Raw genomic sequence first — 14,297 nt, 5'->3', positions numbered from 1 at the left:
CCGGCGTGTGCATTGCTGGACAGCCGTCTCCCCGCTACCCCTCGTGGCTCGTCGGAATGTCCTGGGAGGTTGCCCATTCGCCCACATCCCGGCGTTCAATGGCCGCGGCCATCAGCTCCGGGAACAGGTCGGGGGTGCACGCGAAGGCCGGGACGCCAATTCCGGCAAGGGCCATGGCATGGTCTGAGTCGAACGACGGATGACCGCTGTCGCTCAACGCCAGGAGCGCGATCATGGTCGTCCCCGACCCGACGATCGAGGCCGCCCGTCGCAGCATCTCGTCCGCGATGCCGCCTTCGTAGAGGTCGCTGATAAGCACCAGAATCGTCTCGGTGGGCCGGGTGATCTGGTCCTGGGAGTATGCCAAGGCACGATTGATGTCCGTGCCGCCGCCGAGTTGCACACCAAACAGCACATCAACCGGATCATCCAGCTCGTCCGTCAGGTCGACAACCTCCGTGTCGAAAACCACCAGGCGGGTTCGGACCGACCGCAGCGAGCTGAGCACCGCCCCGAACACGCTGGAGTAGACCACGGACTCGGCCATCGACCCGGACTGGTCGATGCACAGGATGATTTCACGCTGGACCTCGGTGCTGCGCCGGGCGTGCCCGACCAGATGCTCGGGCACGATCGTCCGGTATGCGGGCTGGTAGTGCCTAAGATTGGCGGCGATCGTCCTGTTCCAGTCAATGTCCCGGTGCCGGGGCCGTCGTGTCCGCGCCGCCCGGTTCAATGCTCCGGAGATCGCCTGTACCGTCTTGGACCGCAGACGGTCCTCGAGCTCATTCGTCACCTGACGGATGACTGTCCTGGCGGTCTCACGTGAATGCTCGGGGATGACGCGCCCGAGGCCGACGAGCGTGCTCACCAGGCCGACGTCGGGCTGTACGGTTCGCAGCATCTCCGGCTCGAGGAGCAATTGCCGAAGGCCGAGCCTGTCCATAGCGTCGGCCTGCATCACCTGGACCACCGTGGACGGGAAATAGCCTCGGATGTCGCCGAGCCAGCGGGCCACCCGCGGGCTGGACGCGCCCAGACCCCCACGGCCATTTTTTTCGACCCCGTACAAGTCCTCCAGGGCCCGGTCGCGCCGCGCGTCAGCGGAGGAGAGGACGACGCTGTGTCCGTCCGCTGTGGTGACGCCGTCGGCCTCATGCCCGCCGAGCACAAGGCGCCAGCGGCCCAGCCGGCTGCGGCCGTCGGGATCTGCGTCGGTCACGCGATCGCCCCCCATCCGAGATACCGGGCCATCGTCCGGACCGCGGGTCCCGCGGCGGCCAGGTCCAGGACGGCCTGGCTGTCGCTGTCCTCCTTGTCGCCGATGCGGCTGACCTGTTCGCCGATCTCCCGCCGCTCTGGCCGGCTGAATGCTGAGAATGTCCTGCGCAGGAGCGGCAGGACGTCGCCGAAGATGTCGTCGTCTACACCGGCAACCCAGTCGTCCACGATCTGCAAGAGCCGCCGGTCATGAATCAGCAGAGTTGCGTCGCCGGAGATGAGGCCGTCCAGCCAGGCTGCGGCTTGCCGCGAGGGAGTGGCGAGCGAGAGCCGGCGGCTCAGCCTCGCCGCGACATCGTTCCCGTTTACCAGGCCTGCGTCCAGAAGGAGCCGGGCGGCCCGCCCTGCCACCGAGCCGTGGATCCCGTCTGAGCCTGCCACGGCGGCAAGCGCCCGGTGCCAGTCGTCCAACGGCAGCTCGGGCAGCAAGATGAGGCCTTGTTGCGCCGAGTCGACGGCGCGTCTCATGGCGTCGGCGGCCTCGTCGTCCAGTCCGGCGCAGGCAGTGGGCAGCCCCACACAGGCGCGCACAACCGTCGTGTCAAGAATCTTCCGTACGCCCGTGACGTCCACGCCGCGCACGTTGCCGTACCGGCAGGTCCGGGCAAGAGGGGCGATGGTTTCCAGCAGCGGCGCGACGTCCTGTTGCAGGGCGGTGCGCTCGGCGAGTACCGACACCACGCCGCCGATGCCGTCCGGGAGGTCGGCGAGCAGGCAGCTTGCGAGCAGCTCGCTGAGCGCCGTCAGGTTGCCGGCGTGCTGGGCGCGTTCGGACACGCAGGTCGCGGCAGCCGAGGCGACCGTGGTGCCGTAGCGGCTGGCTTCCACCACGGCCACCGTCAGTTCCGGCTCCCAGCGCAGTGTCCACACCTCCTTGAACGTGCCCGTCGTCCGGCCGGATTCGCTCTGTGTGCCCCAGCGCACTCCAAGCAGCGCCAGCCGGTGCAGCAGAACCGAGCGGGCCAGCTGGTTTGGCTTGCGCAGGTCAAGGGTTAGGACCTCTTCCATGGCGCTCGGTTTCCACCGGAGCCTGCGTTGAGTGGCCGCCAGATCGGCGGCAAGGGGGACAGTGGGCGCAGACTCCGGGACGTTCCCCAGTTCGCGCCCAACGGTGAGTTCGCGGTGCACCAGGGCCAGGGGCAGAGGTGAACCGTCGCATAGAACTGCCTGCGCCGCGTCGTCCAGTTCGGTCAGTCCCGGGCTGGGCCGTCCACGGACGGCGGCAAGGGCATTCGCCATCCGGCTGGCGTCCACCACAGAGGCCGTCGATGCGTCCAGGTTTTGCCGGCGCAGTGCGCGGGCTACCCGGACAAGCCAGGTAGTGGACACGTCCGTCCCGGGGTCCTGCGCCATCCAGTGTGTGAAGAGGTGCTGGTACCAGCCCGGCGCGGAGACACCGGCCCCGTATCCGCTGCCCGAGCTGAGCCGGTCCGAGGTCCATGGCACCCAAGTAACGGCGACCTTGGCCTTGGGCAGTCCGGCCAGCACCTTGTTGTCAGCGGACACCGGGGGAAAGCCAGCGGGCACCAGCGCCGGGGCATGGTAGGCACCGCACACCACGGCGATCCGCGCATGCCCCTCGCGAATGGCGGCCCGCAGCAGGCGCCGCATCGCCGCTTCCCGGCGGTTGTTCTCCATAACGTCGGGATGGCTGCCGGGCCTGTCGTCGGCCGCACGGATCTCCGTAATGGCCTCGGTCAATGCCGCGAACCGCTCGAGGGGGTCCGTGTTCGGTTGTTCGATGGCGTCCTCCCACCACCGCTCGGGATCGGTGTAGCCGGCGGCCCCGGCCAGCATCCCAATCGCATCGGGGCGGTAGGGCCGCTGTATCGCCCCGGGCGGTTCGACGCCTGCCACGGGGGGATCGCCGTCGTCCTTGGGTGATGTTGGCCCGGCCGGCGCAGGAGCCATGTGGAGCGCGAAGGTGTGTGCCGCGGGCAGGTCGATCGCCCGCACCTGGGTGCCGGTGGACAGCGCCCAGCCAAACGCTATCCATTCCGGTGAGAAGCTCGCCATCGGGTAAAAGGAAGCCAGCCGGGGCTCATCGGCGGCGTAGATCAGCCCGGCGATAGGCGGCGTCATCTGCGGATCGGACAGCAGCGGGATCACCTGGTCGAGTTCCGGGGGACCCTCAACCAGCACCAGATCCGGCCGGAGGGATGCCAGTGCTTCGGCAACTGAATGCGCTGAACCGGGACCATGATGCCGAATCCCCAGGACGTGGACGTCTGTCATCGGTCAGTTCGACGATTCGAGGTCGCGGCAGGCCCGGTAGAGGTCCTTCCACTCCGGCCTGTTCCGCACGACGGTTTCCAAGTACTCCTGCCAGATCACACGGTCCTGGACGGGATCTTTGACCACTGCGCCCACCAGGCTGGCCGCCACATCCTGGGCCCGGACGGTGCCGTCACCGAAGTGGGCGGCGAGGGACAGCCCGTTCGTCATCACCGAGATGGCCTCTGCAGTCGACAGGGTCGCGGAGGGCGATTTGATGGTTGTGCGCTGGTCCTGGGTTACCCCGGAGCGCAGTTCCCGCAAGACGGTGACCACCCGACGGACTTCGGAGAGCGCGACCAGATCAGCCGGAAGCTCCAGGGCAGTGCCCAGGCTGCGGACGCGGGTGGTGACGATCTCGATCTCCTGCTCGATGCTGTCCGGGAGCGGCAGCACCACGGTGTTAAAGCGGCGGCGCAATGCCGACGAGAGATCGTTGACGCCCTTGTCCCGGTTGTTGGCTGTCGCGATGATGTTGAAGCCCTTGCGGGCCTGGACCTCTGCATTGAGTTCGGGGATCGGCAGGGTCTTCTCGCTGAGGATCGTGATCAGGGAGTCCTGCACATCGGACGGGATCCTGGTCAGTTCCTCCACCCGTACAAGGCTCCCGGCCTCCATCGCGCGCATCACAGGTCCCGGGACCAGGGCCGCCCGGGACGGGCCGTCCGCGAGCAGTCGGGCATAGTTCCAGCCGTACCGCAGTGCCTCTTCCGGCGTGCCCGCGGTGCCCTGCACCACGAGGGTGGAGGCTCCCGAAATGGCCGCGGCCAAGTGTTCTCCCAGCCAGGTTTTCGCGGTGCCCGGCAGGCCAAGCAGCAGCAGGGCACGGTCTGTGGCAAGGGATGCGACGGCGATTTCGACCAGCCGCGCGGAACCCAGGTATTTTGGAGTGATCTGTACGCCGTTCGGCAGGGTGCCGCCGAGGATATAGGTGGTCACCGCCCACGGGGACAGCTGCCAGCTGGGCGGCCGGGGCCGGTCGTCAACAGCCGTCAACGCGCTGAGCTCCTCGGCGTAGGCGTTTTCGGCATGGGCGCGGAGCACGTCAGGGGCGGTCGGGGCGTCGTTCATTGAAAAGCCTCCGTCAGGGATTGTCGGAATGATTGGTATTGAACGGCATCACGAAGCACGCGGCGCCGGGCGGCGTCTTCGTCCGAATGCTCAAGCAGCCGTCGGGCCCGTTCGGCGGCCTCGGGCGGCAGCGCCGCAGGCAGGGTGTCGGCCAGCATCGTTGCCAGCTGGCCGCCGTTCTTGGCGGTGATCTGCTCAAGCACAGCATCAGCCAGGGGACGCCCCCATGGTCGTGGCATGTCACGCAGCAGTGGGACGAGTGCCCAGGGCTTTGCGGTTCCGCCGCGTAGGTGCCGCACGAGCGTGTCCTCGCGCTCGGCGGCCGGCAGGCAATTCAGCAGCCGCAGGTCCGTTCGGACGTCGAGCAGCGCACGCACCCAGTCAAGATCGGACCGCAGCACAGCGGTGGTGAGAATCGTCTCCAGGGCGCGGTTTTCGCCCTTGAGCAGGGCCACGGTCGCCGCCGGCATGCGGCCGGCCGTCGTCGTCCAAACATCGAGGGGGGCACCCCTGATGATGGTGTCGAGCCGGCCCAGCCGGTCGGGCTCACCACTGCGTGGGTCCGGTGCGATCCCGTCCCGCAGTGCTGCCGCGTCCGGCTCAGGCGGGAGATCGATTTCGAATTGTTTGCGCAGCAATCCTTTGAAGCGCAGCAGCGGCCGCAGCCTGGCTGCCATGCGGCCCGCGCGGGCGCTGTCAGGAAGCCGGTCCAGTAGACCGGCGGCTACCTCCCGCACGCTCTTGGCACTGTCGTCCAGGGCCCGCTCCAGCAACTCCTCGTCGTCATTCCGAAGGTTTGTGGCCAGGGTGGCCAGATGGGCGGCGCGCTCCCGGGCGCTGAGCGAATCCCAGTGCGTGACCAGCAGCTCACGGGCAGCGGCCGGATTACCGCGGCGCAGCCGTTCCAGTTCCGTCGTGGCGTCAGCGCTCATCAATTCCGCCCAGTCGGCAGTTATCGGCAGATGCGGACCGGAGGCCCCGGCCGTTAGGTCCTGAAGCCAGCGGCCCCGGGTTCCGATCGCAGGATGCAAATGCTCGGCCACGCTCGGTTTGGCCTCCGCCAACATCAGCAGCCCGGGCAGCAGCCGGTGCGGAACACGCCGTCCGGAAGCTTCGGCGAGCAGCAGCCAATCGACCACCAGCAGGTTTCGGAGTTCCGGCCCGACCGGCGGCTGGGTGAGCAGCAGGTCCAACAGCCGGCCGGCCTCGCCCGGGACTTCGGGCGAATCGTCCGGTGGCGCCGGATGAGGCAGATCTGGAGCGTCCATAGTGGTGGAAGGCCGGGCAGCGCGGGTGACCGCATCGGCCATGGCCGCCTGGTCCAGCAGTGACTCCTCACTGGACAGGCCATCCGGTGGGCAGACCCCCAATTCCACGGGCGGAGAAGGAGGCAGGTGGCGCGCGGTGCCAACGACGGCCGCCGTCCGGAGCTCGGACAGCCAGATCATGGCGTTACCACCGCGCCATCGACGACGGCGGACAGTGGCCGGAACCGGCCCTCCTCCAGTTCGCCGAACAGGTCCACGGGGTGGCCACCGGTCAAGGCCAGCAGGGACTGCAGGGGCGCGTCCACAAGGGGGAGTGCGTTGCCGGATCCGTCCCGGAGCCAGCCGTGACTGCCGGGGCAGACGCGCACCCCGCTCAACAGCACGGGGTGACGCTCACACCACGGGGAGAGTGCTACCGCAGCCGATTCAATTTCCAATGCTTGAGCGATGTTCCCACCATCGCCGAGGCTGGCCGCCACTGGCTGCGGGGCAATGGGCCCGGTGAACATTGCCCGCCGGTGTCCGGAGCCGGGGTACCGGGCAACGGTGACGTCAAGCACCGCGCCCGCGAGCTGAGGGGTCGGCAGTGAGCCACTGTGGACGGCAAAATCGAGTACGACGATGGTCGTTCCGTCGGGTGCGCGAAGCCAGGTTCGCTGCTGCTGGAGTCGGCCGTCGTCGCTGCGGTGAGAGCCGAGCACCAGCCACGGACCGTGCAGCGCCTCGGTGCCCTGAACTTCGGCGGTGGGCACTGCCCAGCCGACGGCCTCCCGGAGATCGGCGCGTTCGTCAGGAGTCATGGTGTCCAGCTTGCGCCACGCCCTGGTCAGCGCCCACCAGCGGCCGGCCCGCAAAAGCAGGTGATCGCCCCAATCGGTCCGGGAGTGCACATCTGAGCCCATCGCCCGCACCTGGGCAGCCAGACCCGGAAGCTGGGCATCGACAAGGCGGCCCGCCACACCGTCCCACCATGAATACGGCTGGGTGTGGGCCGCAGCCAAGCCGGTCCGAACCAGGTCCGTCAGCCACCGGGCAAAGTCGTCAATCCCCGCATCCATCAATGCCAGCCGGTCGGCCAGTCGCTTGGCCTGTGCCGCCGGATCCACCGCCGGCTCGGACTGGCGCCGCTCGCGCACGGTGGTCCGCTCCGCCCGCTGGGACGCCCACTCCTGCGCGAAGCCGGCTATCTCCGCGGTGGCGTCGGCCGCGTCGCCCCGCGTCCACATAAGGAGCAGCGCCAACGCGTGCTTGCAGGGGAACTTCCGGCTCGGGCAGGAGCACCGATAGGCAGGGGCGGCAATATCTATGCTCACCTGGTAGGGAGTCCGTCCGCTGCCCTGGCATTTGCCCCAGACCAGGACGTCGTTGCTTCCCGTGTCGGACCAAGGGCCGGGACGTGCCAGCTTGCGGGCGGCCTCCAAGGAAGATGAGTCGGGCGCGGCGTTGATCACCCGCTCCTCGCTCCAACGCCCCATGAAGCACATTGTGCCCGATGTCACAGATACCGCAAGGGAGGCGGAGCGGCGTGGCGGCGGCGCACGACGCCGCCAAATGAGCAGTAAGCCCTACACGGTGTCCGGCCGCTGGTCTCCCTTGTGGCTCCGCAGATTCTCCTGCACCTTGCCGAACAAATCCTTGATGGTCGTCTCCGTATTGGTGAGCATGTCCGGCTGTACGTAGACCTGTTGGGCGGGAGGCAGGCTGTAATGGGACGCCAGGCCAGCCGTACCGTCCACCCCTGCCAGCGCGATGGTCACACCGCCCTCCTTGCGCGCAATGGCACCAATGCGGCCGAAGACCACGGTAAATTCGTCCGGCTGGAAGCTCACGGTCAGTCCGACATGTGTCCGATTAAGGTCACTTGCCGCGACGGCCTTCTCGTTGCCGGTTCCTGCATAGTTCATGTCGATCTCCCGGATAGCTGGTGGCGTTGTAAGCGAGCAGTCTACGTCTGTGACCGGAGGCCGGGTAGGGACCCGCCGGCTGCCCGATACCGGGACCGGTCCCGGCGTGGGGGAGAATGCGTTCATGACCAAAGACGATCTTCGGCCTGTCTACTTCCTTTCGGACAGCACCGGCATCACCGCGGAAACGCTCGGCAACACCTTGCTGACGCAGTTCCCCGCGAACCACTTTGACCGCATCACGGTCCCCTTCATCACCACGGTCGAACAGGCCCGGACGGTGGTCGGCACTATCGACAAACTGGCCGCCACGGGCCTGCAGCCGATCGTCTTTTCCACCGCGGTAAGCAGCGATATCCGCCAGGTCCTGGCGACGTGCCAGGGAATCATCGTGGATCTCATCGGGACCCATGTCGGACAGCTGGAGCAGGCCCTCGGTTCCCCGGCCAGCGGCGAACCCGGCAGGGCCCACGGCCTGGGCAATGCGGAGCGGTATCAATCCCGGATGGCCGCCGTCGAATACGCGATGGAGCACGACGACGGCCAAAGCCTGCGGGCGCTGGAAAAGGCCCAGGTCATCCTGGTGGCGCCGTCCCGCTGCGGAAAGACGCCCACCACCATGTACTTGGCGCTGCAGCACGGCATCTTCGCCGCGAACTTCCCGCTGGTGGACGAAGACTTTGAACGCGAAGGGCTCCCCAAGCCGCTGAGGCCTTTCGTTGAGAAGTGTTTCGGGCTCTCTTCCAACCCGCTGCGCCTGAGCCAGATCCGCACCGAACGGCGCCGCGGCTCACCCTACGCGTCGTTGCGGCAGTGCGGCTTCGAGCTGCGCAGCGCCGAGCAGTTGTACGTCTCCCATAGGATTCCCTACCTGAATTCGGCCACGGTGTCCGTGGAGGAGATGGCGGCCACCATCCTGCAGCGGATGAACCTCAAGCATTAGGGAAAAGTTTCACAAACTGAGTGTGGCGCACGTCATGTGGCAAGTGTGCCGGAGACCTGTCACTGTGGACAGGACTTGCGCCCATCAACCGGCCATCGCCGCGAGCGGGGCGCCGCACTTGCATGCCATCATCTGCAAAGGAGCAGTAACTATGACGACAGACATCCTGTGGTTCTCAGAACTCGGACTCAAGGACCTGGACCGGGTGGGCGGAAAGAACGCCTCCCTCGGTGAGATGGTGCAGAACCTTACCTCCGCCGGCGTCCAGGTACCCGACGGCTTCGCCACCACCGCGGATGCCTACCGCAACTTCCTGGCGGAGTCGGGCCTGGACCAGAAGATCGCCGACCGGCTGGTCGGCCTGGACACCGATGACGTCACCGCCCTCGCGGCCGCCGGGCAGGAAATCCGGGCCCTCATGCGCGAGACGCCTTTCCTGCCGGACTTCGAAGCGCAGATCCGCGCCTCGTACCAGCAGTTGGTGGACAAGCACGGCGGCTCTGAGGACCTGTCCTGGGCCGTCCGGTCCAGCGCCACCGCGGAAGACCTCCCCGATGCCTCCTTCGCCGGGCAGCAGGAAACCTTCCTGAACGTCCGCGGCATCGAGAACATCCTGCTCGCCATCAAGGACGTGTTCGCGTCCCTCTACAACGACCGGGCGATCGCCTACCGGGTGCACCACAAGTTCGAGCACGCGGAGGTGGCGCTCTCGGCCGGCATCCAGCGCATGGTGCGCTCCGACGTCGGCGCCTCCGGCGTCATGTTCACCATGGACACGGAGTCAGGGTTCCAGGACGCCGTGTTCGTCACGTCTTCCTACGGCCTCGGCGAGGCCGTTGTCCAGGGCGCCGTCAACCCCGACGAGTTCTACGTCTACAAGCCGGCGCTGCAGGCCGGGCGGCCCGCCATCCTCAAGCGCGGACTGGGCGAGAAAGCCCTGCAGATGACCTACACGAGCAGCCGCGAAATCGGCCGCACCATCGACTTCGTGCCGGTCGAGGCGTCCTTGCGGAACCAGTTCAGCCTCACTGACGACGACGTCGAGCAGCTCGCCCGGCACGCCGTCGCCATCGAGAACCATTACGGCCGCCCCATGGACATCGAATGGGGCAAGGACGGGATCGACGGCGGCCTGTACATCCTGCAGGCGCGCCCGGAGACCGTGCAGTCCCGCCGGGCCTCCGGCAGCCTGAGCCGTTTCCGGCTTAATGGGACCGGCCGGGTGCTGGTCGAGGGCCGCGCAATCGGCCAGCGCATCGGCGCCGGCAGCGTCCGCATCCTCACCGCGATCGACCAGATGGCGGCCTTCAAGACCGGCGACGTCCTGGTCGCCGACATGACCGACCCGGACTGGGAGCCGATCATGAAGCGTGCCTCCGCGATCGTGACCAACCGCGGCGGGCGCACGTGCCACGCGGCCATCATTGCCCGGGAGCTGGGGATTCCCGCCGTCGTCGGCACCGGGGACGCCACCGATGCCCTCTCCGACGGCCTCGACGTGACCGTGTCCTGCGCCGACGGTGAGACCGGCGTGATCTACGAAGGGCTCCTGGACTTCAGCGTCGAGGAAACCGAGATCACCCAGCTGCCCGAGGCTCCCGTCAAGGTCATGATGAATGTCGGCACCCCGGAACAGGCCTTCACGTTCGCGCAACTGCCCAACCACGGAGTAGGCCTGGCCCGGCTCGAATTCATCATCAACCGCCAGATCGGCATCCACCCCAAGGCACTGCTGAACCTGGACGAGCAGCCGGCGGATGTCGCCGCGGAAATCCGTGAGCGGATCGCCGCGTACGAGAGCCCGCGGGATTACTACATCAAGCGCCTGGCCGAGGGCGTGTCCACCATCGCGGCGGCCTTCGCGCCGGAACCCGTGATTGTGCGCATGTCCGACTTCAAGTCCAACGAGTACGCCAACCTGATCGGCGGCCCCGCCTACGAGCCGCACGAAGAGAACCCGATGATCGGCTTCCGCGGCGCCTCACGGTACCTGGAGCCGTCCTTCCGGGACTGCTTCGACCTTGAGTGCGAGGCCCTGTCCTTCGTCCGCAACGAGATGGGGCTGACCAACGTCAAGCTGATGATCCCGTTCGTGCGGACCCTGGACGAGGCCCGCGGCGTCATTGAACTGCTGGCGGAGAACGGCCTCACCCGCGGCGAGAACGGCCTCGAGGTGATCATGATGTGTGAGATCCCGTCCAACGCACTGCTCGCCGACGAGTTCCTGGACTACTTCGACGGGTTCTCCATCGGCTCCAACGACATGACCCAGCTGGCCCTGGGCCTGGACCGGGACTCCGCGATTGTCTCGGGCGGCTTCGATGAACGCGATCCGGCCGTCAAAAAGCTCCTGAGCATGGCCATCGCGGCCTGCAAGGCGCGCGGCAAGTATGTCGGCATCTGCGGCCAGGGTCCCAGCGACCACACGGACTTCGCCGAGTGGCTGGTCGGGGAAGGCATCGATTCAGTCTCCTTGAACCCCGACACCGTCGTGGACACCTGGCTCCGGCTCGCCGGCCCGGCAGGCGGCGCCGTCGCCGCTGCAACAGTCGGCGCCGGGGCGAACTGACAGCACGGCGCCCAGAGTAGGTCAGGCAGGACACCCGACAGGGCAGCACGGACTGTGAATTCCAGTCCGTGCTGCCGCTGTCGGCTGGCGGTTCAAGCGACGGTAGGCGTGCCGCCGTTAGGCGCCTAGTTTTCCAATAGCGCTGCTTTCAAGGTTCTCCAACAAGTGCCGCGGATTGTCGTAGACCTCGGCGGCACCGGCTTCGCGCAGTTCGGCTTCGCTGATTCCGCCGCAGGTCAGGGCAATGGCGGGGACTCCGATTGCCGCGGCGGCCAACACGTCCCAGACGGCGTCGCCAACAAACACGACGTCCGCCGGGCTGAGTCCAAGCTTGTCCAGGCAGGCCAGGAGAATGTCGGGAGCGGGCTTGCTCTCCTCGGCGTCGTTGGAACTGGTCCACGCATCGATGGACGTGCCGGCGTCCAGGAGGCGCCGTGTGACGTCCAGGTCGCGCTCCTGCGCTGATGATGCCAAGCCCACGGCCAGCCCGGCGCCGGAGCATGCGGCCAGGAGGTCCCGGGCTGAGTCGAAGGGCCGCAGGGAAGGCCAAAACGTGGAGAACACGGCGCCGTGCGCGGATTTGAGGTCTTCCTGCATGTCCTTGGTGCACCCGGGAACCAAGTGTTCGATGAGCTTGTCGCCGCCCATGCCGACGCAGCGGTGGATGGCGGAGATCTGGATGTCCAGCCCCTCCCGCCGGAACGCCTGCCACCAGGCAAGGGCGTGGAAATAGCTGGAGTCAATCAAGGTCCCATCGACGTCGAAAAGGACGCCGCGCTTCTTTCCGGGTTTTGAACCTGGCATCATTGCTACCCCACCTTCAGTTGAGGGCGGCCGCATGCGCCCGACCAGGCAAGGGCTCGGCCCATAACGGATTTTTCCGGCCCGGGGTCCGAAGGACCCGTCAAAGACTGCTCAGCGTCCACGCTCACGACGCCGCCACCACTCTCCAGGGAGTCCACGTTTTCCAGATGTCCGGCCACTTCAACCTCCTCGTCTCTGATGGAAGCATGCTTAGTAAGACTACTTATTCCAACACCGTCCGGAGACAGTATCCAGTAAGAAGCAGAGTGTGCTCTACGCCGGCTGCCTCGGTGGGGGACCGGTTTTCGGGCACTCGTGAGGGAAGTACTTCGGTAGCGGTTCAAGCCCAGGGTGGCTATACACGGATAGTGCGGTGAACGCATGTAACTATGAGACATGGTCGACGAAGAACTCAGTGCAGCGTTGAGGGCCTACTCCGAGGCTTGGTTTCAGTTCCGCTACGACCCGGCGCGCCAGAGCGGTGAGTCTGTGCCGTCAGTGAAGGAGCGATTCCTAGCGGCGGTCGGCTCCGATCGAGGTCCGGAGTTGTGGGCCGCTATCTGTGCATTGCAGGCTGAAGCTGACCGTGTGCCTGACCCGGGCGGACCGATCAGAAACTATATCGACGCGCTTCATGCTTGGGCGGACACCCATCCCGAGGTCGACCCCAGCGAAATGGGCGCAATCACCTCCCCCTTGATCGGGGATCACCGGTAAGCCGTTCGGGCCTACTTTCCGGGGCCACGTCGGATCGTGGACCACGTCGGCTAACTAGTGGACGATTCTCATCTCGTGCGAGGTCTGATTGAGTCGCCGTCCGCCGTCGGGAACGACCGTCACAATGTCCTCGATCCGTACGCCGAACCTGCCCGGCAGGTAGATTCCGGGTTCGATCGAGAAGCACATGCCGGGGTGGAGGATCTGGGTTTCGCCCTCGACCATGTACGGCGGCTCGTGAGTCGTCAGTCCGATTCCGTGCCCGACGCGGTGAATGAAGTAGTCGCCGTAGCCGGCTTCACTGATCACCGCCCGGGACACGCGATCGATCTCCTGGCACTCGACGCCTGGCCGCACGGCCTCGAACCCGGCCTGCTGTGCGAGTCTGACGATGTTGTGAATCTCGCGTTCCTCGGCGGTGGGTTCGCCGACGTGCACGGTCCGCGTCGTGTCTGATCCGTAGCCGTGTTTGAGGCCGCCGAAGTCGAGCACCACCATGTCTCCGTCCTCGATGATCCGCGGGCCGATCTCGTGGTGAGGGTTGGCTCCATTCGGACCCGAACCGACGACGGTGAAGTCCACCTGCGAATGACCGAACTGGCGAAGTAGGTCGGCGAGATCAGCGCCGACGTCGGTCTCGCTGCGCCCAGCGAACCGCACGGTGACGATCTCCTCGTACGCCTGGTCTGCGGCCGCGCCGGCCGCCGCCAGCCGCTCGATCTCGTCGTCATCCTTGATCGCCCGAAGCATCGGCAGGGCGGTCGTCATCGAGACGTAGGACGACTTGGGCAGTCGATCCTGCAGGCCGAGGAGGTGCATGGCCCAGGCCGAGTCAGAGACGGCATAACGTCCGGTGCCGGCCATCAGCGTCGCAGATTCCGTGTAGGGGTCGCTCCCGTCGGTCCAGTCGGTGATCCGCAGAATCGAGGCGCCGGCGGCCGCTTCCGCGTCGGGCCTCTCGAGCCTCGGAACGATCATGGCGGGCTCCGCGTCGACGGGGATCACGAGCATGGTGATGCGTTCAATGATGGCTACGGGTGCGTATCCGGTGAGGTACAGCAGATCCGGTCCGGGAGTGACCAGGATGCCGTCGAGCCCGGCATCCTGGGCGGCGTGGGCTGCCCGCCGCAACCGCTCGGCGAAGTCATCGGCGGTGAACGGAGCCGGCTCGGAAAGGCTGCGATGATCACTCATGGCTCGCATTCTCGTGCGCGGGGCATCACTGGTCAACCCGTCGCCCGGACAGCCGCTCCAGTAACTCTGGAATCACCCGTCGCGGGTGAGGCGGTGGTCGTCGTCGAGGACTGAGAACTGCGTCGGTGTCTACTAAGAAAACGAAGGTGACGTTCCTGCGGAAATTGGGGTGAGGTTGGGCTCGAATCCGAGCGAGACCATTCGGCGTTGGAGCCGTCTTCTGGCACGTTCGGGGTTCGTTTTGTCGAAATGATCGACGCCGAGTTCGTCGT

General features: G+C 66.7%; 11 protein-coding genes. 3 read left to right on the top strand and 8 right to left on the bottom strand.

Features of this window, described 5'->3' with window-relative positions:
* Nucleotides 1-34 precede the first annotated feature (34 nt).
* The 6 genes from AC1DXI_RS18235 to AC1DXI_RS18210 form a co-directional block, all read right to left on the bottom strand.
* Nucleotides 35-1,222 (bottom strand): VWA domain-containing protein, encoded by a 1,188-nt coding sequence (locus AC1DXI_RS18235; protein WP_476939782.1) that lies wholly within the window; start codon nt 1,220-1,222, stop codon nt 35-37.
* Complete coding sequence (locus tag AC1DXI_RS18230; RefSeq protein WP_476939781.1) at nt 1,219-3,516, bottom strand: DUF5682 family protein; 2,298 nt, start codon at nt 3,514-3,516, stop codon at nt 1,219-1,221. Before AC1DXI_RS18230 ends, AC1DXI_RS18235 begins: the two co-directional genes overlap by 4 nt.
* A 3-nt stretch (nt 3,517-3,519) precedes the next feature.
* Nucleotides 3,520-4,626 (bottom strand): ATP-binding protein, encoded by a 1,107-nt coding sequence (locus AC1DXI_RS18225; RefSeq protein ID WP_476939780.1) that lies wholly within the window; start codon nt 4,624-4,626, stop codon nt 3,520-3,522.
* Nucleotides 4,623-6,074, bottom strand: coding sequence for a DUF5691 domain-containing protein (locus AC1DXI_RS18220; RefSeq protein ID WP_476939779.1), 1,452 nt, complete (start codon nt 6,072-6,074; stop codon nt 4,623-4,625). Before AC1DXI_RS18220 ends, AC1DXI_RS18225 begins: the two co-directional genes overlap by 4 nt.
* On the bottom strand, nt 6,071-7,369 hold the full coding sequence (locus tag AC1DXI_RS18215) for an SWIM zinc finger family protein (protein WP_476939778.1): 1,299 nt from the start codon (nt 7,367-7,369) through the stop codon (nt 6,071-6,073). The genes AC1DXI_RS18220 and AC1DXI_RS18215 overlap by 4 nt, the downstream gene beginning before the upstream one ends.
* A gap of 90 nt (nt 7,370-7,459) precedes the next feature.
* Nucleotides 7,460-7,798 carry a hypothetical protein gene (locus tag AC1DXI_RS18210; RefSeq protein WP_026536760.1) on the bottom strand — a complete coding sequence of 113 codons (339 nt, stop codon included), beginning with the start codon at nt 7,796-7,798 and terminating at the stop codon, nt 7,460-7,462.
* Between the two features lie 124 nt (nt 7,799-7,922).
* Here AC1DXI_RS18210 and AC1DXI_RS18205 point away from each other — a divergent pair, with 124 nt between their 5' ends.
* Both AC1DXI_RS18205 and ppsA read left to right on the top strand, forming a co-directional pair.
* On the top strand, nt 7,923-8,741 hold the full coding sequence (locus tag AC1DXI_RS18205) for a pyruvate, water dikinase regulatory protein (RefSeq protein ID WP_018772686.1): 819 nt from the start codon (nt 7,923-7,925) through the stop codon (nt 8,739-8,741).
* A 151-nt stretch (nt 8,742-8,892) separates the two neighbouring features.
* Nucleotides 8,893-11,310 (top strand): phosphoenolpyruvate synthase, encoded by a 2,418-nt coding sequence (gene ppsA / locus AC1DXI_RS18200; protein WP_476939777.1) that lies wholly within the window; start codon nt 8,893-8,895, stop codon nt 11,308-11,310.
* A 117-nt stretch (nt 11,311-11,427) separates the two neighbouring features.
* Here ppsA and AC1DXI_RS18195 read toward each other — a convergent pair whose 3' ends face one another.
* Nucleotides 11,428-12,117 (bottom strand): HAD family hydrolase, encoded by a 690-nt coding sequence (locus AC1DXI_RS18195; RefSeq protein WP_476939776.1) that lies wholly within the window; start codon nt 12,115-12,117, stop codon nt 11,428-11,430.
* A 393-nt stretch (nt 12,118-12,510) separates the two neighbouring features.
* Between AC1DXI_RS18195 and AC1DXI_RS18190 the strand changes: the two genes are divergently transcribed.
* Nucleotides 12,511-12,831 (top strand): hypothetical protein, encoded by a 321-nt coding sequence (locus tag AC1DXI_RS18190; protein WP_476939775.1) that lies wholly within the window; start codon nt 12,511-12,513, stop codon nt 12,829-12,831.
* A 54-nt stretch (nt 12,832-12,885) separates the two neighbouring features.
* On the opposite strand, the gene AC1DXI_RS18185 is transcribed toward AC1DXI_RS18190, so the two are convergent.
* Nucleotides 12,886-14,025, bottom strand: a complete 1,140-nt coding sequence (locus AC1DXI_RS18185) for an aminopeptidase P family protein (protein WP_476939774.1) — start codon at nt 14,023-14,025, stop codon at nt 12,886-12,888.
* Between the last annotated feature and the right edge of the window lie 272 nt (nt 14,026-14,297).

It is taken from the genome of Arthrobacter sp. P1_H7, from assembly GCF_056405215.1.
Note: the sequence above shows the minus strand (reverse complement) of the source record. Positions and strands in the feature narration are given on the sequence as shown.